Annotated in this window: 18 protein-coding genes; 7 read left to right on the top strand and 11 right to left on the bottom strand. The window is 39.5% G+C overall.

Features of this window, described 5'->3' with window-relative positions; genetic code table 11:
* The first annotated feature begins 428 nt into the window (after positions 1 to 428).
* From BUB08_RS02800 to traN, 7 genes are read left to right on the top strand one after another with little or no spacing between them, the layout of a single operon-like run.
* Complete coding sequence (locus BUB08_RS02800) at positions 429 to 2,234, top strand: reverse transcriptase/maturase family protein (protein ID WP_072998916.1); 1,806 nt, start codon at positions 429 to 431, stop codon at positions 2,232 to 2,234.
* On the top strand, positions 2,227 to 2,763 hold the full coding sequence (locus tag BUB08_RS02805) for a conjugal transfer protein TraI (RefSeq protein WP_072998665.1): 537 nt from the start codon (positions 2,227 to 2,229) through the stop codon (positions 2,761 to 2,763). Before BUB08_RS02800 ends, BUB08_RS02805 begins: the two co-directional genes overlap by 8 nt.
* On the top strand, positions 2,763 to 3,761 hold the full coding sequence (gene traJ / locus BUB08_RS02810) for a conjugative transposon protein TraJ (RefSeq protein ID WP_072998666.1): 999 nt from the start codon (positions 2,763 to 2,765) through the stop codon (positions 3,759 to 3,761). Before BUB08_RS02805 ends, traJ begins: the two co-directional genes overlap by 1 nt.
* An 11-nt stretch (positions 3,762 to 3,772) precedes the next feature.
* Entirely contained in the window at positions 3,773 to 4,396 is a 624-nt protein-coding gene (gene traK / locus BUB08_RS02815; protein ID WP_072998667.1) for a conjugative transposon protein TraK, read from the top strand.
* Between the two features lie 3 nt (positions 4,397 to 4,399).
* Complete coding sequence (locus BUB08_RS02820; protein ID WP_072998668.1) at positions 4,400 to 4,666, top strand: TraL conjugative transposon family protein; 267 nt, start codon at positions 4,400 to 4,402, stop codon at positions 4,664 to 4,666.
* Positions 4,650 to 5,933 carry a conjugative transposon protein TraM gene (gene traM, locus BUB08_RS02825; protein WP_072998669.1) on the top strand — a complete coding sequence of 428 codons (1,284 nt, stop codon included), beginning with the start codon at positions 4,650 to 4,652 and terminating at the stop codon, positions 5,931 to 5,933. Before BUB08_RS02820 ends, traM begins: the two co-directional genes overlap by 17 nt.
* Before the next feature lie 30 nt (positions 5,934 to 5,963).
* The gene (gene traN, locus BUB08_RS02830) at positions 5,964 to 6,845 is read left to right on the top strand and encodes a conjugative transposon protein TraN (protein WP_072998671.1); all 882 of its coding nucleotides are present in this window, start codon (positions 5,964 to 5,966) and stop codon (positions 6,843 to 6,845) included.
* A 79-nt stretch (positions 6,846 to 6,924) separates the two neighbouring features.
* Here traN and BUB08_RS02835 read toward each other — a convergent pair whose 3' ends face one another.
* The 11 genes from BUB08_RS02835 to BUB08_RS02905 form a co-directional block, all read right to left on the bottom strand.
* A complete protein-coding gene (locus BUB08_RS02835; protein ID WP_072998673.1) occupies positions 6,925 to 7,149 on the bottom strand; it encodes a hypothetical protein in 225 nt (74 codons plus the stop codon).
* Positions 7,133 to 7,534, bottom strand: a complete 402-nt coding sequence (locus tag BUB08_RS02840) for a hypothetical protein (RefSeq protein WP_139249593.1) — start codon at positions 7,532 to 7,534, stop codon at positions 7,133 to 7,135. Before BUB08_RS02840 ends, BUB08_RS02835 begins: the two co-directional genes overlap by 17 nt.
* A 1,769-nt stretch (positions 7,535 to 9,303) precedes the next feature.
* Positions 9,304 to 10,422: an aldose epimerase family protein gene (locus BUB08_RS02855; protein ID WP_072998679.1), complete on the bottom strand. Its 1,119-nt coding sequence runs from the start codon at positions 10,420 to 10,422 to the stop codon at positions 9,304 to 9,306.
* Between the two features lie 78 nt (positions 10,423 to 10,500).
* Positions 10,501 to 12,168: a ribulokinase gene (locus BUB08_RS02860; protein WP_072998680.1), complete on the bottom strand. Its 1,668-nt coding sequence runs from the start codon at positions 12,166 to 12,168 to the stop codon at positions 10,501 to 10,503.
* A 30-nt stretch (positions 12,169 to 12,198) separates the two neighbouring features.
* The gene (araD, locus tag BUB08_RS02865; RefSeq protein WP_072998682.1) at positions 12,199 to 12,885 is read right to left on the bottom strand and encodes an L-ribulose-5-phosphate 4-epimerase; all 687 of its coding nucleotides are present in this window, start codon (positions 12,883 to 12,885) and stop codon (positions 12,199 to 12,201) included.
* 12 nt (positions 12,886 to 12,897) lie between these two features.
* Positions 12,898 to 14,577, bottom strand: coding sequence for a sodium:solute symporter (locus BUB08_RS02870; protein WP_072998684.1), 1,680 nt, complete (start codon positions 14,575 to 14,577; stop codon positions 12,898 to 12,900).
* A gap of 25 nt (positions 14,578 to 14,602) precedes the next feature.
* Positions 14,603 to 16,111: an L-arabinose isomerase gene (araA, locus tag BUB08_RS02875; RefSeq protein WP_072998918.1), complete on the bottom strand. Its 1,509-nt coding sequence runs from the start codon at positions 16,109 to 16,111 to the stop codon at positions 14,603 to 14,605.
* A gap of 57 nt (positions 16,112 to 16,168) precedes the next feature.
* Complete coding sequence (locus BUB08_RS02880; protein WP_072998685.1) at positions 16,169 to 16,849, bottom strand: NUDIX hydrolase; 681 nt, start codon at positions 16,847 to 16,849, stop codon at positions 16,169 to 16,171.
* 239 nt (positions 16,850 to 17,088) lie between these two features.
* The gene (locus BUB08_RS02885) at positions 17,089 to 17,673 is read right to left on the bottom strand and encodes a DUF4372 domain-containing protein (protein ID WP_072998687.1); all 585 of its coding nucleotides are present in this window, start codon (positions 17,671 to 17,673) and stop codon (positions 17,089 to 17,091) included.
* 693 nt (positions 17,674 to 18,366) lie between these two features.
* Positions 18,367 to 20,481, bottom strand: coding sequence for an early set domain-containing protein (locus BUB08_RS02900; RefSeq protein ID WP_072998692.1), 2,115 nt, complete (start codon positions 20,479 to 20,481; stop codon positions 18,367 to 18,369).
* Positions 20,482 to 20,562: 81 nt separating this feature from the next.
* The gene (locus tag BUB08_RS02905) at positions 20,563 to 22,293 is read right to left on the bottom strand and encodes a RagB/SusD family nutrient uptake outer membrane protein (protein ID WP_083570532.1); all 1,731 of its coding nucleotides are present in this window, start codon (positions 22,291 to 22,293) and stop codon (positions 20,563 to 20,565) included.
* Positions 22,294 to 22,308: the final 15 nt, after the last annotated feature.

Consider the following 22,308-nt stretch of genomic DNA (forward strand, 5'->3'; position numbering starts at 1 on the left):
TTAGTTATCAAATTGCAACTGAATGGGGAGATGAAACAGATAGATATGAGGATAAAATCCAAACTGATTAAATGATAGTCCAAGTGGTCATAGTACGGTCTATAGTGAAAGATAACTTAACTCGCTATATCGTAACACCTCTGATGCGAGCGTCGTGTAACAGAGGCAGGAACTTGTTACGGCACAACTGCAATAAGCAGAAACGGGCGGAAGTCATATCCGACAATCTATCACAGCCATGTTATTATATCATAAACGGGGATTGCCTAAACCAGAAAGCCAGTTGTAAGGCTATGAGGTACCGACCTCTGAATATCTGGCAAGGCAACGGAGCTTCCGTAGTAGTCCGAGCAAGGGAAAGCCTTGTACATGGCGAAGGGAAGCAGCTAATGATTTTAATACAAATAAAGGAAAATGTGAGAGACATTATGAGAAATCCAGAGAATGTATTAAACAGTCTAACGGAACACAGTGAAAATTTGAACTACAAGTTTGAACGCCTGTACCGTATCTTATTTAACGAGGGAATGTATTATGTTGCCTATCAACGCATTTATGCGAAACCGGGTAATATGACAGCAGGAGCAGATGGAAAAACTGTTGACCAAATGAGCCTGAGTCGAATCGAAAAATTGATAAACTCATTGAAAGATGAAGGTTATCAGCCACAACCCTCAAAACGGGCATACATCCCAAAGAAAAATGGGAAAATGCGTCCGTTAGGTGTACCAGCTTTCAATGATAAACTTTTGCAGGAAGTGGTCAGAATGATATTGGAAGCCATTTATGAAAGACAGTTTGAAAAAACGTCCCACGGCTTTCGACCTCAACGAAGTGGCCACACTGCTTTGACCGATGTTCAGAAGACATTTTCAGGTATAAGGTGGTTTGTAGAAGGCGATATAAAAGGTTTTTTCGATAACATCAATCATGAAATACTGATAGGTGTTCTGAAAGAACGTATCGCTGACGAAAGATTCATTCGCCTGATTAGGAAATTTCTGAATGCAGGATATATCGAAAACTGGAACTTTCATAACTCCTACAGCGGAACACCGCAAGGGGGAATTATCAGCCCTATCCTGGCAAACATATACCTTGATAGGTTAGATAAATTCATGAAAGAATACACCGGAAAGTTTGATAAGGGGAAAGTACGGAATAGAACCAAACAGGCAGTATCGCTTGAAGGCAAACGACACCGTATTCTGAAACAATTGAAATTGGTAGAAGATGAAAATGAAAGGTCTGTGTTGATAAAGCAATACAAGGCTTATCAACAGGAAGGTCTGTTGTATTCTTATGGTGATGATATGGATATAAACTACAGAAGACTCAAATACGTGAGATATGCAGATGATTTTCTAATTGGGATTATTGGCAGTAAACAAGATGCTATTACAATTAAAGAGGATATTAAAAACTTCCTCAATGAGAAGCTGGCACTTGAACTGTCAGATGAGAAAACTCTCATTACCCATGCGGAAGATGCTGCAAAATTTCTCGGATATGAAATCAGTGTAAGCAAGTCCAATGATACCAAAAGAAATAAAAACGGAGTATTAAGACGTGTCCACAATAAGAGGGTACAATTAACTCTTGGAAAGGATTTATATAAGAAAAAGCTACTTGAATACCGTGTTTTAGAAATAAAACTCCATAACGGCAAGGAGTATTGGAAAGCAAAATCCCGTCCCAAACTTTCAAACAACACTGACTTTGAGATTCTTGACAGGTATAACAAGGAAATAAAGGGTATGTATAATTATTACTGCCTGGCTAACAATTGCAGCAGCCTGTCAAAATTCGGTTATATCATGAAGTATAGTATGTACAAAACCTTTGCACAGAAATATCGGACAACGATGTCGCAAATCCGAAAGAAGTACACCAAGAATGGATTTTTTTCGGTCAGATACTACTTGAAAAATGGTACAGCCAAAGATTTGACCTTTTACCATGGTGGGTTCAAAAAGAAAAATCCAATGAAAATTACGGATTTAGACAGCTTGCCAAGATTCACATATTATGCAACAAAAACAAGCCTCACAGACAGGTTAAAAGCAGAAAAATGTGAATTGTGCGGAGCAGTAGATAAGTTAGTGATGCATCATGTAAGAAAACTAAAAAATCTACAGGGAAAAACTCCCAGTGAAAAACAGATGATAGCTCGCAAACGAAAGACTATTGCCATCTGCAGTAAGTGTAACAAAAAACTCAGCAACAATGATTAGACTGATATTATTAGTAGAGAGCCGTATACGCGGAGACGTGTACGTACGGTTCGGGGGCGAGCACCCGAAAACCCACCGTAGTAATACGGCAGGGCGTTGGATGCTTAGCCTACCTTTAAAAGCTGTAAACGACTTGGTTAAGGATGCCCGAAAGGTGCAACAAACTATTTTAATGGTAGGCGAAATTACCGACATTTATATGGATGCCTACCAACGCATGCTGCAGGACGAAAATTACACTCTGGAAGAGTTGGGGGCAATTGCCTTTGGCTATTCAAAACTCCTGAAAGAAAGTGCCGGATTACTGGAAGACCTGAAAGGGATTGTTAATGCCAGTACGCTTTCGCTAAGCGACAAGGAGCGTATGGATGTGGTTGATGGTGTTTATAATTCCATCAAGCATTACCGTAATTTGGTCAACTATTACACCAATAAGAACATTTCGATTTCGTATTTAAGGGCGCAAAAGAAAGGCGATACCGAGCGGATGCTCGCCTTGTATGGTGATTCAAGCGAAAGGTACTGGTAATGGATTTTGACAACCTACATCAGATTTTACGCAGCCTCTACCTTGAAATGACACCGCTGTGCAGCAACATGGCAGGTGTGGCAAAGGGCATAGCCGGTTTAGGGGCATTGTTTTATGTGGCTTCGCGTGTATGGCAATCGCTGGCACGCACCGAGCCCATTGATGTGTACCCGCTGCTGCGCCCCTTTGCCATTGGGCTGTGCATTATGTTTTTCCCAAGCTTTGTTTTGGGGACAATTAATGTGGTACTAAGCCCCATTGTAGTAGGAACAAACCAGATGCTGGAAACCCAGGTTTTCGATATGGAAAAGTACCGGGAGTTAAAAGAGGAACTGGAAGTTGAAGCCATGAAACGAAATCCCGAAACTGCCTTTTTGGTTAGCAACGAAGAATTTGACAAACAACTTGATGAACTGGGATGGAGTACATCGGATTTGGCAACCATGTCGGGGATGTACATCGAGCGAAGTTTGTACAATATGAAAAAGAATATCCGCGATTTCTTTCGGGAAATTCTGGAACTGTTGTTTCAGGCTGCTGCATTGGTAATTGATACCATACGCACCTTTTTTCTGATTGTGCTTTCCATACTTGGTCCCATTGCTTTTGCCATTAGTATTTACGATGGTTTTCAATCCACCATGACACAGTGGTTCTCTCGCTACATTTCAGTGTACCTCTGGCTGCCCGTTTCCGATTTGTTTAGCTCCATTCTTGCCCGTATTCAGGTGCTGATGCTACAAGCCGATATTGATAAACTTCAGGCTGATTCGACCTATTCGATTGAGGCTTCCAACGGAGTGTACATTGTGTTTATGATTATCGGCATTATTGGCTATTTCACTATCCCAACCGTAGCCGGATGGATAATTATGGCTGGCGGCATGGGGAACTATGGAAAGAACGTGACTTCATCAGCTGGAAAAACAGCATCGGCAGCTGCAGGTATGGCAGGAGCCACAGCGGGTAATATGGCAGGACAACTTCTTAAAAAGTAAAAACAAAAATTATGGAATTTAAATCATTAAAAAATATTGAAATAAGTTTTCGGCAAATCCGTTTTTTCGGGATTGTGTTTATCATCCTCTGTACGGGCATTACCGGGTATTCGGTATTTAGTGCATACAGTTTTGCTGAAAAACAACGACAAAAGATTTATATACTTGATAAAGGCAAGTCATTGATTCTGGCTTTGTCTCAGGACCTTTCTCAAAACCGACCTGTAGAGGCGCGTGAACATATCCGTCGTTTTCACGAACTGTTTTTTACGCTTTCGCCTGATAAAAATGCCATTGAATCCAATATCAACCGGGCCATGTTTTTGGCAGATAAAAGCGTGTACACCTACTACAAGGATTTGGTGGAGAAAGGCTACTTCAACCGGATTATCTCGGGAAATGTAAACCAGACGCTTCAGGTGGACAGTGTGGTGGTTGATTTTAAGAATTACCCTTATATGGCTTCCACTTTTGCCCGCCAGGTGATTATTCGTGAAAGCAATATTACCGAGCGAAACCTGGTTACCAAATGCCAACTGATTAACTCGGTCCGCAGCGATAATAACCCGCATGGATTTACCGTCGAGAATTTTGAGGTTTTGCAGAACAACGACATTCAAACGGTAACAAGGTAGGCTATGAAAAAACAGTTATCAAAAGTTGGTCTGCAACTCAATGAAAAAATCAAAGGGGTTTGTGAAAGAATCCCTTTGAAAAAAAGAAAGACTGTGGTTATGGGAATGTGTTTGTTGTTTACCCTTGTATTTGCTTCTATGCTTTGGGATTCGTTCCGAAAACAGGAGATACAAGAACTGTTTCAGATTGAACACATCACCCCGCTTGACTTGCCACAGGACACATTAAGAAACCACTTAAAAGATTTATTAGATGGACACAAACAATAAAACACTCCTGAAACCGGAACAAAAACAACAACTGAAAAAGTATGCAGTTTTTGTACTGATGTTCCTGGTTTTTGGAGGAAGCCTTTGGCTTATTTTTAAGCCCGATGGCAAAGAAAAAATAAAAGCTGTTAATGGCTTAAATACGGAATTGCCCTTACCACAGGAAGAGGGATTGCTAAAGGATAAAATTAGTGCTTTTGAACAGGCTACACTTTTCCAAGAAAAGCCGGTTCGTTCGTTGGAAGAATTTTCATCGTTGATTGAAAAGGAAGAAGAAACAAAAGTTGATTTACTTCCCTCGGCTATGGCGGAGGAAACGATTTCAAAAAAGTACTCCGCCAGTAAACAGCCAAGTCGGGCAATCCAAAGTTCCGCTTCGGCTTACAACAATATCAATAACACTTTGGGTAATTTTTATGATAATCCAAAAGCTAATCCTGAAAATGAAAAGTTAAAAGCTGAGTTGAAAGCACTAAAACAGCAATTGGCAGAAAAGCAAGAGGGCAACAGCATTGATGAGCAATTAATGCTAATGGAAAAATCGTACCAGATGGCGGCTAAGTATATGCCTAAATCCAATCAATCCAACACTTCACCAGTTGAAGTAAAAAAGGTTCCAGATACTGAGAAAAAGCAACAGAAAACGATTGCTCAAACCGTTGTGGCTACTTCGGAAAGAAATACATCGGCTTTACACCAGACCATTAGTGATTCTGCCTTTTTAAAGCAGGTTTCACAACCACGTAATTACTCATTTATTTCGCCAAATGGACAGAACGTGACCAAAGACCGAAACACAATTGAGGCTTGTGTTAATACAACCCAGAAGTTGATTAACGGACAAAATGTGCAACTACGTTTACTAGAGTCAGTTGAAACAAATGGAATGCATTTTCCAGAAAACTCGTTGATTACAGGTATAGCTCAGATTCAGGGTGAACGTTTACGTATTTTCATCAATTCATTGGAACAAAATGGAAGCATAATTCCGGTACAGCTAACCGCTTATGATACCGACGGTCAATTGGGCTTGTTTATTCCCGGCTCAGTTGAGGTAAATGCCCTAAAAGAAATAACCGCTACGATGGGGCGTGATGCCGGAACAAGCATAAGCATTAACCAGGGCACAACTGCTGCCGAGCAATTGGCTGCTGATGTTGGCCGGAGTTTTATTCAGGGAACATCTCAGTATGTTTCCAAGAAGCTGCGAACCTCAAAAGTTACCCTCAAAGCCGGGCATCGGATTTTATTGATGCCTGCAAATTAAAATCAATACATTCATTTAAAATCAATTGTCATGAAACAATTATTATCAATAATATTAGTGTTAAACTCCTTTGTTCTTATTGCACAAAACCAATACACCAGGGTAATTTCCAAAGACCGAGTAATCTCATCATACCACATTGAAGTAACCTACGATAAAACTGTACATATCCTTTTCCCTTCTGCTATTACCTACATCGACCTTGGCTCGTCCAATATTATTGCAGGGAAAGCTGATGGTGCAGAGAATGTTGTTCGGGTAAAAGCATCGGTCAGGGATTTTAAAGATGAAACCAATTTTTCGGTGATTACCGATGAGGGCAGTTTTTATTCGTTTATTGTAAACTACTCGGATAAGCCAACAAAGCTAAACATTGAAATGAAAGATTTCCTGCATGAGCACAAGCTGGGCAATCAGCCTGAAAACTCTATGGAGATTTTCCTGTCTGATTTGGGAAATGCAACGCCACAAATCATTGAATTAGCCATGGGAAAAATTTACAAAACCAAACGAAAACAAATTAAAAACATAAACAGCAAGCAGTTTGGTATTGAGTTTTCGTTAAACGGAATTTACAGTCAAGATGGACTTTTATATTTTCAAGTTGAGTTGGAAAACACCTCCGATATTCCTTTTGAAATTGACTTCCTAACCTTTAAAATTGTAGATAAGAAAGTAGCTAAAAGAACAGCCATTCAGGAGACAATAATTAAACCCGTTTGGGCTTTTAATTACCTGACTTCAATTGATGGCAACTCTGTTGAATCAAGCGTTTTTGCATTTGAATCGTTTACCATCCCTGATAAAAAACAGTTGGTGATGGAACTGTTTGAGAAGAACGGAGGGAGGCATCAGCGGTTTGTGGTTAGAAATGGGGATTTGATAAAGGCGAAGCCTGTAAAGGATTTATAAATACCTATTATTAAGATGATAAAAAACAAAGAAAGGCAGCTCATAAATTGCCTTTCTTTGTTTTTATATGGTCAGTGGTTTACAATGACATCAAACCAAAAAACATAGCAAGCGTTACGGCAATCACTATAACAATTCCAAGGATTACAACAATCATATTTTTTGCAAATTCAATCAGGAACATAATTCCCAAATAAGCCAGCAAACACCACCAAAAGCTTAATCCGGTAATATACGATGCCAGAGCAATTATGGTTAATCTAAAAATCCATCTCCAGGGTAATTTGTTAACTTTTTCTTTCATTGGGGTAGTTTAAAAAAATTGATAATTGCGTTCCTCTTTGCAGTATACGGTTAGCTTCTTCAATTCGTTGCAAATAACCGTTTTCCCTAGCTGCATAAACAGCCATATCTTCAATGGTCGATTCGGGGTAATTCCCCAAAAACCAAGCCAAAGAATAAGGCATAATCCAATGCGACCGATAGATGCTTTCTTTGGTATTCAACGCCTTAAACTCAAAATGATAAACAGGGGTATAAATCTTTGAAAGGTCAAGGTCGTTGTACTTTTCTTTATTTTCGATACCAAAAGGTAAATATTTCACCTTACAATGGTATTCTATCAAATCATGTTTGTAAAGAAACGTGTGGTTTTTTCTCCAATTTGTATCTAATTGTCGTAGTTTCATGGCTATAAATTTGATTGTTTTTCAACTCACTTATGCGGATTCCGGAGGAGAGTGAGTTTTGTTTTTCGTTAGTCACTTTATTAAAGATTTTATTTGTATTCTTCTTTTCCATATTCGTTTCATTTAAGATTATGCGTCTTTCCATCGGGTCGGTCGTTGTTGTTTGGTGGCGTGTTTAAAACAGTGTTGGACGTGCACGTTTTTTGCAGGAAATACCATCCGAGCATGCGAGGTTGGAGATTTCCTGCAAAACCGCAGGCTTGAACTTGCAGGCTCCAAAAACACGAAATTTCCTTTGCCAACCAACAACAATGCCCGACCGGAAAGCACATTCTTAAATTGGAAATGAGGGAAAGAAGAATCGATAAAATGAAGTCAATTGATAAAAACACTTTTTCCCAAAAAGTCATTATCCCATAAATCGTTAAAAGTAGCGCAAGCAAAAACAAGTATAAGGCTGAATTGGAATGTAGCGAGGTCTGAGAAAGCAGGGTGAGCAAAATAGAAAGACAGCCTGACTCTTGTGTGTGGTGCCAAAGGTTACTGAATGTAGGGAGTGCTCCGAACAAGGTCGGAAGAACTCGTGTAATGAAGTTACTGTAGGCACAGGAACATTAACCTGAATTTTACCGCGCAGGCAAAAGGCAAATGTATCCCTGAAATAAATTGCACGGGATTCGTTTGCCGCACGATGCCAAAGGCTTTTCAAATGAGCAGTTTCAAAGGTAACGGAACTGCGAAGCAAGAGCAGTGTTTGCGACTGCGATTTGAGAAATGCCGGGGCATGGGAACTGTAAACAAAAAATATTTCGTGAGGTGGAAAAAACAAGTGTTGACTTGAATGTACGGTGGCGATAGCTCACAAGGAAATGAAAGTCTACTCTTGTGTGCGGTGCTGTAGGTTACTGAATGCAGGGAGTGTTCCGAATGTGGTCGAAAGAACTCGTGGAATGAAGTTACCGTAGGCACTGGAACATTAATATGAACTGTAGAGAGCCGGCAAAAGGCAAATGTATCACTGGAATAAAATGTAAGAGGTTTTTTTGCCGGGCGATGCCAAAGGCTTTTCAATTGAGTATTTTCAATCCATGGAAAAACTGCGAATAATGAGCAGCGGTGTGATCGGAAATGCAACTTGAAAAATGCCGGGGCATGGGAACTTTTATCAAAAAAATTAACTGCATTGACAAAAACAAGTGTGGAATTGAATGTACTATGGCGAAGCTCAAAAGGGAATGAAAGCCCGCTCTAGTGCGCGGTGCCGGAGGTTACTGAATGTAGGGAGAATTCCGAATACGGTCGGAAGAAATCGTGGAATGAAGTTACCGCAAGCATAGGAATATTAACCGGAATTTTACGTACGCTGGCAAAAGGCAAATGTGTCCCTGAAATAAAATGTAAGGGATTCTTTTGCCGTGCGATGCCAAAGGCTTTTCGATTGAGTATTTTTAATCCACCGGAGAACTGGGAATCATGAGCAGCGGTGTGATTAAAAATGCGATTTGAGAACTGCTGTGGCTGAACTTATAGAGAACCACATATACTCATCCTAACCTAAGAATAAGTATTCTAAAAAAAATCAACCTACCTAACACATTAATCTTAATTATAGGATACATGCACTACTATTACATACTGCGTATATTCTCAGTGAATTCAAAAAGAATCTTATCCACAAAATAATATGAAAGCCCAATCCTTCGACTGGGCTCTTAACTTAAACTTACTAAAATCAAAAAACTACACATTTTTTAAACAACACACTAATTTCAACTGCTTGAGAACTTGTAAATGCATACTGAGTAATATTGTTCACCCTGATCAAGAATAACGCAAGGGAAATCGGGTTTATTTGGGCTATCAGGAAAATGTTGTGTTTCCAAACAAAATGCATTCCTGTGTCCAATACCAATACTGTTCTTACCAATATCGTTTCCATTCAAGAAATTTCCACCGTAAAATTGTACACCTGGTTCGTTTGTAAATACTTCCATTACCCTACCTGATTCAGGATCAATTACCTTGGCTGCTAGAATCGTAACATTATTAGACGTATTTAGCACCCAGTTGTGATCGTAACCATTTCCAAACCGTAATTGTTCGTGAGGATCATCCACTCGCTGAGCAATTCTTGTAGCTTTCCTAAAATCGAACGGAGTATCTTCAACCAGGTTCAATCTACCTGTCGGAATTAATCCAGCATCAACAGGGGTATAATAGTCCGCATTTATCTGCATGACATGATTATTGATTGTGGAAGCTCCAGCATCTTTCAAATTGAAGTAGGTATGATTGGTCAAGTTTAGTACCGTCTTTTTATCAGAAGTAGCAAAATATTCTATCTTAAGTTCGTTTTCCGGAGTCAATTGATACTTTATTTTGACGTTAATGGTTCCTGGATAGCCGCATTCCATATCCGCCGAAACATAACTAAAGGTGATTTCCGTTTTGCTAGAACTTTCCACATTCCAAATTTGTCGATGAAAACCATTACCACCACCGTGTAAATGATTCTCCCCATTATTCTTTTCCAGTTTATAATCTATGCCATCAATTTCAAAAGTTGCGTTTCCAATCCGATTACCATATCGACCTATGGTAGCTCCAAAATAATTCTCTTTCTTCTCTACAAAATCTTTCCCAGTGCCATAACCAGCAACAACATCAGCAAACTTCCCATTTCTATCAGGAGTATAAAGGCTAACCACCCTTGCTCCGAAGTTTGTTAATTGACACACTAATCCATTTTCGTTCTCGAGATTAAAAATCTCGATTTTATTTCCAAGATAGGAAAATTTAAAATCGTCAGCAGAAATTACAGTCAAATCATTCTTTGATGAACACGCTGCAAAAACAACAATCACTGCTAGATATATTAAGTTCTTCATTTTATGATGTTTTTAGTTTTTACTTACAACCGGAATCCCTGCCTGTATAACGAGTATTCCACCATTAAAATTATCAAACTATGTATGTTGCCCCTCAACAAGGCCCCCAAACCTCTTATATTTATCGTAAATTTCTTTGTATTTTTCTACATTCTCAGGAATTGGATGGTATTCCATTTCGAAACCACCACCCATTTTTTCCTGAGCCTGTCCTATATTATCATAAACACTGGCAGCTACAGCAGCAGCCATTGCTGTTCCTAAGGCGCACGCCTGTTCCGAACGTGCAACTTTAACCGGCATTCCTAAAACATCAGCAACGATTTGCATAACTAATTTCGACTTTTTTGCCACGCCACCTAGTGCTATTACTCCATCAATACGAATACCTTCCGAAATAAAGCGGTCGTTAATTGCTCTTGCTCCAAAAGCTGTTGCCTCTACCAGTGCACGGAAAATACGTGGAGCATCCGACCCCAAATTCAATCCCATGATAGCACCTTTTAATGCTTGGTTGGCATCGGGAGTGCGACGTCCGTTCATCCAATCTAGAGCAACAATTCCACTTTCTCCAATCGGAAGTTTTGCTGCCTCTTCGCTTAGTTTCGCAATTATTTTCCCAGAAGTCTCTTTTATCAATTTTTGTTTGGTGTTAGCATCTAATAATTCGCTCTCAGCCAGAATACTCTTTAACGGGAATTCCAACACTCTACGAAACCATGCATAAATATCGCCAAATGCCGATTGTCCGGCTTCCAATCCCATCATTCCCGGAACAATTGAGCCATCCACCTGACCACAAATACCCTTAACTAATTTATCGCCAACTTCTTCAAGCGGAGCAATTAACATATCGCAAGTTGAGGTTCCCATTACTTTCGACAAATGGTAAGGTTCAATTTGCGCACCAACGGCACCAAGGTGAGCATCGAAAGCTCCAACACCAATTACCACATCGGCAGAAAGGCCAAGTTTAGCTGCCCATTCCTCAGTTAAAGTTCCTGCTGAAACATCACAAGTATAAGTTTCCTTAAATAAACGGTCCTTTAAGCCTGATAACAATGGGTCTAATTCAATTAAAAATTCTTCTGCTGGCAAACCACCAAAAGCTTCATGCCACATGGCTTTATGCCCGGCTGCACAACGACTTCGTTTTAATGTTTTAGGATTGGTATTTCCGGTAAGAATAGCTGAAATCCAATCGCAATGTTCTACCCATGAGTAGGCAGCACGATAAACACCGGCATCTTCGCGGGTAACATGTAAAAGCTTTGCCCAAAACCATTCCGATGAATAAACTCCACCCTCGTATTGAGTAAAGTCAACGTCCCATTTTTTTGACAGCACATTAATCTCTTCAGCTTCCTTAACCGCAGTATGGTCTTTCCAAAGTACAAACATGGCATTTGGATTTTCTTCAAATCCCGGAGTTAAGGAAAGTGGTGTACCTTTTTCATCAACTGCAACCGGAGTTGAGCCCGTAGTATCTACAGAGATTCCCACTACATTTTCAGCTACTCCTGCTGGTGCTTGCTTTAGTGCTTCTACAATTGTGTATTCCAAGCCTTCTAAATAATCTAAGGGGTGTTGACGGAATTGATTATTTGGAGCATCGCAATATTTACCTTCTTTCCAGCGTGGATACTCAAAAACAACGCTGGCAATTTCTTCTCCATTTTCGGTATTTACAATTAAAGAACGAACTGAGTCCGAACCATAATCTAATCCTATTGTATATTTTGACATTTTAATATTCTATTGATTAATTATTATTGATTATTTCTGTCCATAATAAGCATCTTTTCCATGCTTTCGGTTATAGTGCTTATCCAACAAATACTGGTCGATTTCAGCTTGCGGATTTAACTGTAAGGAAGCCGAAGCCATTTTAGCCACCTCTTCCAAAACTTTGGCATTATGAACCGCGTTGTTAGCATCGGTTCCCCAGGAAAAAGGTCCGTGGTTATTAATTATTACCCCCGGTACAGCATTAGCATCTAATTCAGCAAAAGTTTCAACAATTACATTTCCGGTTTCAACCTCGTAATTGTTTTTTACTTCTTTCGAAGTTAATTTTCGCGTACAAGGAATATTTCCATAAAAATAGTCGGCATGTGTTGTGCCCAAAGCAGGAATACTTTTACCTGCCTGAGCCCAACTTGTTGCCCACGTAGAATGCGTGTGTACCACTCCCCCAATATTTTCGAAAGCCTTGTATAAAACCAAGTGTGTCGGTGTATCGCTCGATGGGTTCAAGTCGCCCTCAACAACATTTCCATTCAAGTCAACAACCACCATATCGCTGGCTTTCATATCGTCGTATGAAACGCCGCTGGGTTTAATTACTACCAGTCCTTTATCACGGTCGATGGCACTTACGTTTCCCCAGGTAAAAACTACAAGGTCAAGCTTCACTAGGTCAAGGTTGGCTTCAAATACTTTTTCCTTTAATTCTTCTAACATCTCTCAACTATTTTACCAGAAATAAATATAAAACGCAACGGTAAGAGAAAGAATCACTACCGTATGAAAAACATCCCAGCCATTCCAGCTGGCACGTGTAGCAGCTTTTTGTTCTGCTGTAGATGTTCCAAATACCAATCCTTGTATTTTTTCAGCACTTGGTGCTTTGGTAAGTAAGCTTACAACTACCAGAATAACAATACAAGTTAGCAACATCCACCCACAGAAAAACAACCAGTTTGTATCGAAAAAGACACTTTTAAATAGCGTATCGGGCGCATTTTCTACAATGTTATAATATACTTTTGCTCCCAAACGCGTAACGCCAATTATAAACCCAGACATTAGCCCCCAGAATCCACCTTGCGCCGAAGCACGTTTCCAGGCAATTCCCATTAAAAATGCTGCAGCAATTCCCGGTGCCAGCACCGATTGAACATCTTGCAAATATTCGTAAAGCACATCGCCAATACTTCGCATAATTGGAATCCACAAAATACCTAGGGTAACAATAACAACTGTCGCAATCTGACCAATACGAACTAATTTCTTTTCAGGAGTATCTGGCTTGTAGCGTTTGTAAAAGTCGATGGTAAATAACATTGCTGAAGAGTTAAACAGCGATGCCAAGGAACTCATTAATGCCGCTAAAATCCCACATACTACCAATCCTTTAACACCGGCAGGCAACAGTTGAGCCACCAACGATGGGAAAGCCGCATCGGCACTTGGCAATACATATAATTCGCCATTTAACATTACATTTCCCTTCGCACTCATAGCATAAGCAATCATACCAGGGATAAGGAAAAGAAATACCGGTAGTAATTTCAAATAAGCTCCAAAAATTGTTCCCCTACGAGCTTCTGTTTCATTTTTACCAGACAATACGCGTTGTACAATAAATTGGTCGGTACACCAATACCAAAAACCAATTATAGCAGAACCAATTAGAGCGCCTAACCATGGGAAATCGGCATCACGATTATCCCGAATTAAGTTTACCATACTATCGCCATGTTCATTCACTTTAGTAGCACCTGCAATTTCAAGCACTTGCTCCCAGCCTCCAACGGCTTTTAGCCCAAGAACTAATATAATCAAAGAGCCACCAAGTAATATAGGTGTTTGAAGCACCGAAGTATAGAGCACCGATTTCATTCCACCAAAAATGGTGTATAAAGCAGTAATTAATACCAGCCCAATGGCAGAAATCCAGAAGAAATCAATCCCCCACATTTGCTCGATGCCAAATACCTGTTGAAATACCAATCCCCCTGCATAAACAGTTACGGCCACTTTTGTAAGCACATAACTAATTAGCGATATCAACGATAAAACGGTTCGTGATTCTTTGTTGTATCTGCGTTCTAAAAACTCGGGCATGGTTAATACCATACTTCTGGAATAAAAGGGTACAAATACCCAACCCAAAATCAGAATCATCCAACCTTGTATTTCCCAGTGCGCCATTGCCATACCGCTTGAGGCACCTGCTCCGGCTAATCCAATTAAGTGCTCCGAACCAATATTCGAAGCAAAGATGGAGGCTCCAATTGCAATCCAGGAAGCATCACGGCCACCAAGGAAATAATCTTCGGAGTTTTTGTTTTTTTGACTGATAACCCATACAATTATGCCAATTAAAACCACAAAAAATACTCCTATTACAATCCAATCTAATAAAACCATAAAATTTAGTTTAAGCTATTAGTGATTACAAGCCTTTGGCCAGATGATAATACAAATCGTTCCAGCGCAATTCCTTTTTCAATTCAGGAACTTTAGTATCCTTATCTATCAGAATATATTCCACATCGGCTAATTCGGCAAATGTTTCAATATAATCGGGTGATAAAGCCAAAGTAAATGCTGAATGGTGTGTTCCACCGGCATAAATCCATGATGCTGCGCCATCGGCAAGGTTCGGATGTGTTTTCCAATAAGCAGAAGCCACCGGAAGTTTTGGCATTTCGGCAAGTGGTTCAATTACATCGAGCGTATTTACGATTATACGGAAACGGCTTCCCATATCAATAATGGTAACATTCATAGCATCCCCAGTTTCGCTATCAAATATTAAGCGTGCAGGAGCATCTTTCCCTCCAATTCCTAAAGGCTGAACTTCAAGTCTTGGTTTTTTAGCTGCAATACTTGGACAAATTTCCAACATGTGCGCTCCCAACACAGCTTCGTTGCCCGGTTCTAGATGATAGGTGTAATCTTCCATAAACGAGCTACCACCTTTTAATCCTACTGACATAGCTTTAACAATACGAAGAAGTGCAGCTTGTTTCCAATCGCCTTCAGCGCCAAATCCGTAACCGGCAGCCATTAAACGTTGCGAAGCCAATCCGGGAAGTTGTGCTAATCCGGTAAGGTTTTCAAAGTTTGTTGTGAAAGCGCCAAAACCTCCTTCTTCCATAAAACGTTTCATCGCAATTTCGTAACGAGCTTGTACTCTAACATTTTCATGAAACTCAGCACCCGGTTTGCAATTATCTGCCACTTGATAGCTTGCTTCATATTCTTTGTAAAGTGCATCAACTTCTTCATTCGTAACTTTTTCGACATAAGCCACCAAATCGCCTACTCCATAGGCGGCAATCTGCCATCCCAATTTAATTTGAGCCTCAACTTTGTCGCCTTCGGTAACGGCAACTTCACGCATATTATCGCCAAAACGAGCGACTTTTAAACCTTGCGATTCGGCCCATCCAATGGCAGTGCGACACCATTTGGCCACATCGTTTTGTACATTTTCATCTTGCCAATGCCCAACAACTACTTTACGGTTTTTACGCATGCGTGCATTTATAAAACCATACTCGCGGCCACCGTGTGCACTCTGGTGCAAGTTCATGTAATCCATATCAATTTCACCCCAGGGTAAATCCCTGTTAAATTGTGTGTGCAAATGCATGTAGGGTTTGCTTAAAGCTTTTAATCCGGCAATCCACATTTTGGCAGGCGAAAAAGTATGCATCCAGGTAATTAAACCAATACAGTTCTTATCCGAACTCGCCTGAATACAGATGTCTAGAATCTCATCAGGTGTTTTTACCACAGGTTTAAATACAATAGTCACAGGTATTTTTCCTGATGCATTAAAACCTTCAACAATGTTTGCTGAATCTTCATCTACTTGTTGTAATGTTTTTGGTCCATAAAGGTGTTGACTACCTGTTACAAACCACACTTCCTTAGCATTTAATGTACTGCTCATATCGTTTAAATTAGTTTTAAATGTACTTACTACTTTTATAATGTTTGACAAAAAAATTTAGACCTTCACTATACGGTCTAAACCTCTTTCGTTGTTCTCTTCTTTACACTTGTAATAGAAAGCCCCTTTTTTTGATTCCAACATATTCTTTTCGTTAAGACGTTCTAAGACATCTAGCGATAATATTTTCTTTCTGAAATTACCGGGATCAAACTCACGTTGGAATATAGCTTGATACAACTGACGCAATTGCAACATCGTAAATTTCTCAGCTAACAGCTCCTGCCCAATAATTCGATAACCAGCTTCTTGCTGCAGTTTCAGCAAGGCTTTATCTACCATTTTTCGATGGTCAAATATCATTGCCGGCAATTCCGAAATCGGCCACCAATGTGCTCCATGCTCGCGAACACAAGCTTTATCGTGCTCTTCTATTCGCACCAAAGCATAATATGCTATACTTATCACACGATCTTCTGTGTCGCGATCAGGTTCTGCAAAGGTACCTACCTGCTTCATGAAAATATCCTCCAAACCAATGGTTTGCTTTAAAACACGTTTGGCTGCATCATCCGATGATTCGTTGTTTTGCACAAAACCACCCATTAGCGACCACGCTCCTTTCGATGGCTGAAATCCACGAGGATACAATAACAGACACAGCTCTCCTTCGTCGTAACCGAGAATAACACAGTCGACTGCTACAAAATGTTTTGGATGTTTATTATATCGTTCCATTAAAATCAATTTTCGAATATAAATATAATAAAAGTACTTTTAACTATAATTCCGCGTGTAATTATTATTTAATTCAACAATTCCTGCCAGAGCAAGAATTATGAAAAAGATAAAGGCTCTCTCTTTTTTCAGCGGCAAGATCGTCAATAGCTTTAACTTTCATATAAAATGAAAGATGTTCAAATTGCTGTAATTGACAATCTTTCATTCGATTCTTTCGGGGACATTCATATGCCAAACTATAAAGTATTGTTATAAGTTTCATTGACTTTAAGAATTATAATCACTATTAACCGACCTACAGATTGCACTACATCGATAAGCGTGTGGACTTTTAGCCCACCTTTCTTTTTGCCATCTCCTTTGGGAATACGCCCAACCCCTTTGAGGATGTCGCTAAATAACCGGATTGTGGTTGAATCGATTAAAAGTACCTCTTTAAATGTCAACCCATAAGTACAGCTGTCCGATAAAAATGATTTATACTTATTTACCAAGGCAAAATACAAATCTTCAAAAAAACGGTTGTCCCGGTTTCTCAATGCGTCGCTGGCTGTGCTTTTTGCAGGTGCCTTCTCCAAACCAAGATGGTTTAGCTTTCCTCCCATAGCACGCAGCCCTTCACAGGTTTCCGTCATCGAATCACACCGGCTTAATATCCCAAACAACATGGTAATTAGATGGGTCTTAGACTTAAATGCCTTATAATAGCGGTCACTTTCGTGTGTCTTTATAATGGATGATATGTTGACTTTTTCTACCAAATCTATTATCTGTTTAAAAATCGGCTGTCCGACATACTTTATTTCTTTATTTTTACTCATGTTGTGATTTTGTGTGCAAAACAAATCTACAACATGGGGCGAAACCTTTCGGGAGTAGCCCCTATTTTTTCCCTTGTTTTGTTATTTTCCTTTTTGTACAAAAGGAATGATGCTTTAAGATGAATTCTTCTGACTCCTTGTCCAGTTTATCTATCCAGTCCTTTTTTTCGGTAAATGAAAGATGTTCTATTTCTAATAATGGACAATCATTATTCCGGTTATTTTTAGGACATCCATAAGCAATACAATATAGGTCTGTTGTTTCGATCATAGATAATACTTCAAATTATAGCTCTTATAAATTAATCGGACACTAGTGAATTATAATATTGAATATTTCAAACTATATAAACCGTTTTATCTTCATTTTTAGGAGGTAATTCAAACTAAATCATTACATGCAACGTAACCTGGATAATTACCCTTATGGCTTTCTCTTGATATGAATTGTTTTAATATCCCTTCTATTTAAACACCCAATATGACGTTGTTTAATATGGCGTTTCTCTTCGAAGCTAAAGTAATTGAACCAACTTAACCTTTCTTCAAAAGAATGACATTCTTGTTTTAATATCGGACAATTCTCAAGTGGGGCTTTAAAAAAGTATTTAAATAGAGTACCAAAAAAAACTGTAAATAGATCCATTGTATTACTTGTAAAGTCAATAACTAATATACAAATTCGAATAAGTACTATTTTAATGTTTTCAAAACTGAGATTGAAGAAACACCCTCAAAAAAGTTAAGGAAAGCAATACCCACATTCCAGTCGGCATTATAGGCAGTCCATCCTTCTCCATGTCGAGGACGCCCATCTGGATTAAACGGGTACATTTCAGAGCCAGGCAGCGAACTTAACGAACCTCGAACATGTTCCAAACGTGCGCAAATATCGCGACGAGGATCTCCATGCGGCCAACCACGTTCTACTCCTTCGAATCCTAACTCAGGATGATTGGCGCAATGCGCATTTTGTGGATTTCTACCATTGAAATTGTCGAAATGTGAATAAGCTAATTCCACCAAACGATCTTTAGTTGCTCCATCTTCCAAAACCAAAGCAATCGATAGTGCAGCTCCTGGGAAAGCAATAACATTTCCGGCTTCGTTATACCCTGGAAGCGTCCATTCATCTTCGGCAAACTTTCTGAAAACCCACATATTATTAGAAAGCGAAACGGCTTTTTCTGCCCACTCTGTAATCTTTTGCTTCAGACCTTTTGGTGCAAATTCAGGATAATTATATTGAAAATGTGCTAATCCAGTTGGAAGTTTGTGTTCGCTCATGCGTTGTCCTTTGGTAAATGCGGGATTGTTCCAATCGGCAGTTTCAATAATCCAAGAGGTTTGAGCAATGGCTGCATCCATAAATTTTTGAGCATCTTTTTTCTCGCGTTTGGCCACCTCGTACATTAACAAGTTTGGCATAATTGAATGCCCCGGGCAATGGCGCCCTTTTGGATTGCCAACCGTTGTTTGCACTTCGAACAATCCAGACTCTTTCCACCAAAGCAAAGTTGAATCCAGAACTACTGTGTAAAAGCCTTTTGAAATATATTTTTCGTAAGCAGGATAACCATAAAGGAAATAAGCCAGTTGCTCAATGGTTTGTCCATGCATTAAATGTCCCAGCGTATCGCCCGACGGATCTTTTGAAACAGGATCGACAAAGTTCCAGGCTGTTCCAAACAAGATATTTTGAATGATGTCCGGTGTATTTTCAGCGGGAACAGGTGTTTCTTTATATATCTTTTTTACAACAGGTAAAGGATTATCGTCGCCATATGCTTTGATATAATTGAAATCAGGATGTAATGCTCTATCCTTATCTTTTTGCCAACTCAATTCAATTGGCATATTGTCAAACTTTTCAGGATTTGAAAGGTAAACTAAAACCATTGATGGTAACTCATAAGTATAATAGGTCCCGTCGCGCCATGCTGTTCCTCCATAGGCTGATGGATGGGAGCCCATAATACTACGCGCATCGTTAAAAAACCAAACTGAAGGCTGATACGCTATTTCCTGAATGGCATGCAAGCCGATGGTAAAAGGATAGGAAACTCCTTTTTTCAAGTCATCGCCTTCCACAATAATATTGTATTCCGATTTGGAATCCTTTGGATTTAAATCCGTGAAATCGCCATTTCCATCTTTCAATTTTCCTTTATAAACAACGTCACCACGAGCCGATTCCTGAATTACAAAAGGCAAATCAGTTTTAGCCGTTGGAACGGTAAATCCTTTAGGTGCACCCAAATTGTAGGCAACCTGGTTAACACACACCCAATGTTTGTCGGTTTCAAAGGGCTTTGGTTCTTCAAATTCAACTGCGTGTGGCAAAGACGGAACATCTCTACCCCACAGTTGGATTTCAAGAATACCAAAAGTTGTAATATTTGTAGCCACCAAACGTACATGTGTTGCTGAAATTAGTTTTGGAAATCTGATATCAATGTCAGATGAGAAATTGTCTCTTCTTGACGCACCGGGAATATCAATCCACATTCCTCCATTTTTATACTGAAAATTGAATTCACGCAAGGGTAAAATTCCCTTTTTGTCGATATGCATGTGAAGACCGCCTAGTTTAAACTCTGCTGTCAGGTCTATATCAATAGTAACTGATTTTCCTTTAGGATTCTTGCGAAACGAACCAGAAACCAGACTTCCATCGGTTAAACGAACTTTGTTTTTACTTTCCCAGCTTGTGGTTACCGGTTTTCCCTCGGCATAATTAATATAGCTTTGCGCTTTAAGTGTTCCCAGACTTAACAAGGTAATAATACAAATGGCTATTGTCTTCATTCTTATAAGGTATTAAAAACCTGCCCCAATTGGGGCAGGTTTTAGTTACTAACTAACCAAACTAATCTATATAAATCCGGATTAATATCCCGGATTCTGAGTCAAAGTAGGAACAACCTCGCGTTCGGTTTGAGGAATAGGCCACAAATAATCGCGAGCCGGATCGAATACATATTCCAGCGGTATTTTTTCGAATAAATCCTGTTCATTTGGATAATGTGATATTCCATACTCATCGAATGTTGGACGAGGCATTTCAAAACCATTCTGGTAAATGTCAACCACAACATCCTTTTGAATACGACCAATAACGTAATTGTTGTTCATTATATGCTCTGCTGTTTTCCAGCGCTTGATATCGAAATAACGGAAGCCCTCAAGTGCCAATTCAACTTTACGCTCGTTACGAATTAAAGCCTGAAGTTCGTTACTTGAATGTTCACCTACATTAATTCCCGGTAAACCAACACGGTCGCGAATTACATTAATCGTTGCATCGGCCACCGACTGGTCGAATTGTCCCAATTCAAACTTGGCTTCGGCATAAGTTAAAAGAACTTCGGCATAACGCATTAAAATTGTTGGGGTACGTGATTTTGCTACCAGGTTATCTAAGATATCAACTTCTGCAACACCTTTTTTCTGGTAATACCCCGATGCAGTTTTAATGACACCCGGTTTATGAAAATCCTGATTTTTAATAGAAACGGTATCTCCACTGGCATTAATCTGCAAAGTTTTGTCTTTACCATCACCGTCTTCATCGTAAACATCAAACAATAAATTGGCAAACCACTGTCCATGCGTCAACAAAGTAGCCTTCATTCTTGAGTCGCGATTTTCGTATGGATTTCTTGGATCAAACAAAGGAGATTCGGCAATTGATAGGCCATCGGTACAAACATACGAATCGGCTAAAGAAACAGATGGTTGGAAAACACCCCATCCTTTTAGGTTACGACTACCTGCAATTAGTGGAAAACCATGAGTAACAAACTCTTCCAAATACTGCACAACCACAAGATTCTCAGGAACCTGATAGGTATCGTACGAAAACAATCCTTCGTAATTACTGCTTAATTGGATATCCGACTGCATGGCAGTTTGTGCAGCTTGAGCAGCTACATCGTACATGCCATTGTAAAGTGCAATACGTGCTTTTAAACCAGCAGCTGCAACACTGCTAATACGACCATAATCTTCACCTCCCCACGACGCAGGAAGATTGGCAATACAAAAATCAAGGTCCGTTAGAATGTTATTTACGATCGTTGATTTCGATTCGCGAACCAAAGAATAGGCTTCTTCATAGTCCCACATCACAGTTTCTACCCAAGGTACATCACCAAATAATTCGGTTAAATACATATAATGAAAAGCTCTGTGCCAAAGTGCTTCTGCCATAATTCTATTATAGAATTCTTCGGTAACATTCTCTTTTCCCAAAGGCAGTTTTTCAATAATATAGTTAGCACGTTCTATACTTCTGTAAAATTTTGTCCAGGCATCTTTAAAGAAGCCGGTTGTAGCATCGTGTGCACCATATGTCCATGGAAATGGGTACGAACCACTTGGACGACGCATTCCCAAATCAGTTCCATAATCAAGGGCAGGAACAGTATGAACATTCTCCCAGTTCCAGAGCCATATTAATCCACGGTAAACATTGTTAACCCCAACTTCCATTTCTTCAGCTGTAAGTAGAAAGGTTTGGTCTGATGGAGCATCCAAAGGGTATTTCTCAAGGTAATCATCACCACAAGAAAACAGTGTGAAGACGAATAAGATTGATATATATTTTATAAGTTTCATTTTTCTTCAATTTTA

This window comes from Mariniphaga anaerophila (assembly GCF_900129025.1).
Classification (GTDB): domain Bacteria; phylum Bacteroidota; class Bacteroidia; order Bacteroidales; family Prolixibacteraceae; genus Mariniphaga; species Mariniphaga anaerophila.

What these genes read in the sequence shown, in the direction of transcription:
- BUB08_RS02800 (WP_072998916.1), top strand. Translation starts at nt 429, where the DNA reads ATGAGAAATCCAGAGAATGTATTAAACAGTCTAACGGAACACAGTGAA.
- BUB08_RS02805 (WP_072998665.1), top strand. Translation starts at nt 2,227, where the DNA reads ATGATTAGACTGATATTATTAGTAGAGAGCCGTATACGCGGAGACGTG.
- traJ (WP_072998666.1), top strand. Translation starts at nt 2,763, where the DNA reads ATGGATTTTGACAACCTACATCAGATTTTACGCAGCCTCTACCTTGAA.
- traK (WP_072998667.1), top strand. Translation starts at nt 3,773, where the DNA reads ATGGAATTTAAATCATTAAAAAATATTGAAATAAGTTTTCGGCAAATC.
- BUB08_RS02820 (WP_072998668.1), top strand. Translation starts at nt 4,400, where the DNA reads ATGAAAAAACAGTTATCAAAAGTTGGTCTGCAACTCAATGAAAAAATC.
- traM (WP_072998669.1), top strand. Translation starts at nt 4,650, where the DNA reads ATGGACACAAACAATAAAACACTCCTGAAACCGGAACAAAAACAACAA.
- traN (WP_072998671.1), top strand. Translation starts at nt 5,964, where the DNA reads ATGAAACAATTATTATCAATAATATTAGTGTTAAACTCCTTTGTTCTT.
- BUB08_RS02835 (WP_072998673.1), bottom strand. Translation starts at nt 7,149, where the DNA reads ATGAAAGAAAAAGTTAACAAATTACCCTGGAGATGGATTTTTAGATTA.
- BUB08_RS02840 (WP_139249593.1), bottom strand. Translation starts at nt 7,534, where the DNA reads ATGAAACTACGACAATTAGATACAAATTGGAGAAAAAACCACACGTTT.
- BUB08_RS02855 (WP_072998679.1), bottom strand. Translation starts at nt 10,422, where the DNA reads ATGAAGAACTTAATATATCTAGCAGTGATTGTTGTTTTTGCAGCGTGT.
- BUB08_RS02860 (WP_072998680.1), bottom strand. Translation starts at nt 12,168, where the DNA reads ATGTCAAAATATACAATAGGATTAGATTATGGTTCGGACTCAGTTCGT.
- araD (WP_072998682.1), bottom strand. Translation starts at nt 12,885, where the DNA reads ATGTTAGAAGAATTAAAGGAAAAAGTATTTGAAGCCAACCTTGACCTA.
- BUB08_RS02870 (WP_072998684.1), bottom strand. Translation starts at nt 14,577, where the DNA reads ATGGTTTTATTAGATTGGATTGTAATAGGAGTATTTTTTGTGGTTTTA.
- araA (WP_072998918.1), bottom strand. Translation starts at nt 16,111, where the DNA reads ATGAGCAGTACATTAAATGCTAAGGAAGTGTGGTTTGTAACAGGTAGT.
- BUB08_RS02880 (WP_072998685.1), bottom strand. Translation starts at nt 16,849, where the DNA reads ATGGAACGATATAATAAACATCCAAAACATTTTGTAGCAGTCGACTGT.
- BUB08_RS02885 (WP_072998687.1), bottom strand. Translation starts at nt 17,673, where the DNA reads ATGAGTAAAAATAAAGAAATAAAGTATGTCGGACAGCCGATTTTTAAA.
- BUB08_RS02900 (WP_072998692.1), bottom strand. Translation starts at nt 20,481, where the DNA reads ATGAAGACAATAGCCATTTGTATTATTACCTTGTTAAGTCTGGGAACA.
- BUB08_RS02905 (WP_083570532.1), bottom strand. Translation starts at nt 22,293, where the DNA reads ATGAAACTTATAAAATATATATCAATCTTATTCGTCTTCACACTGTTT.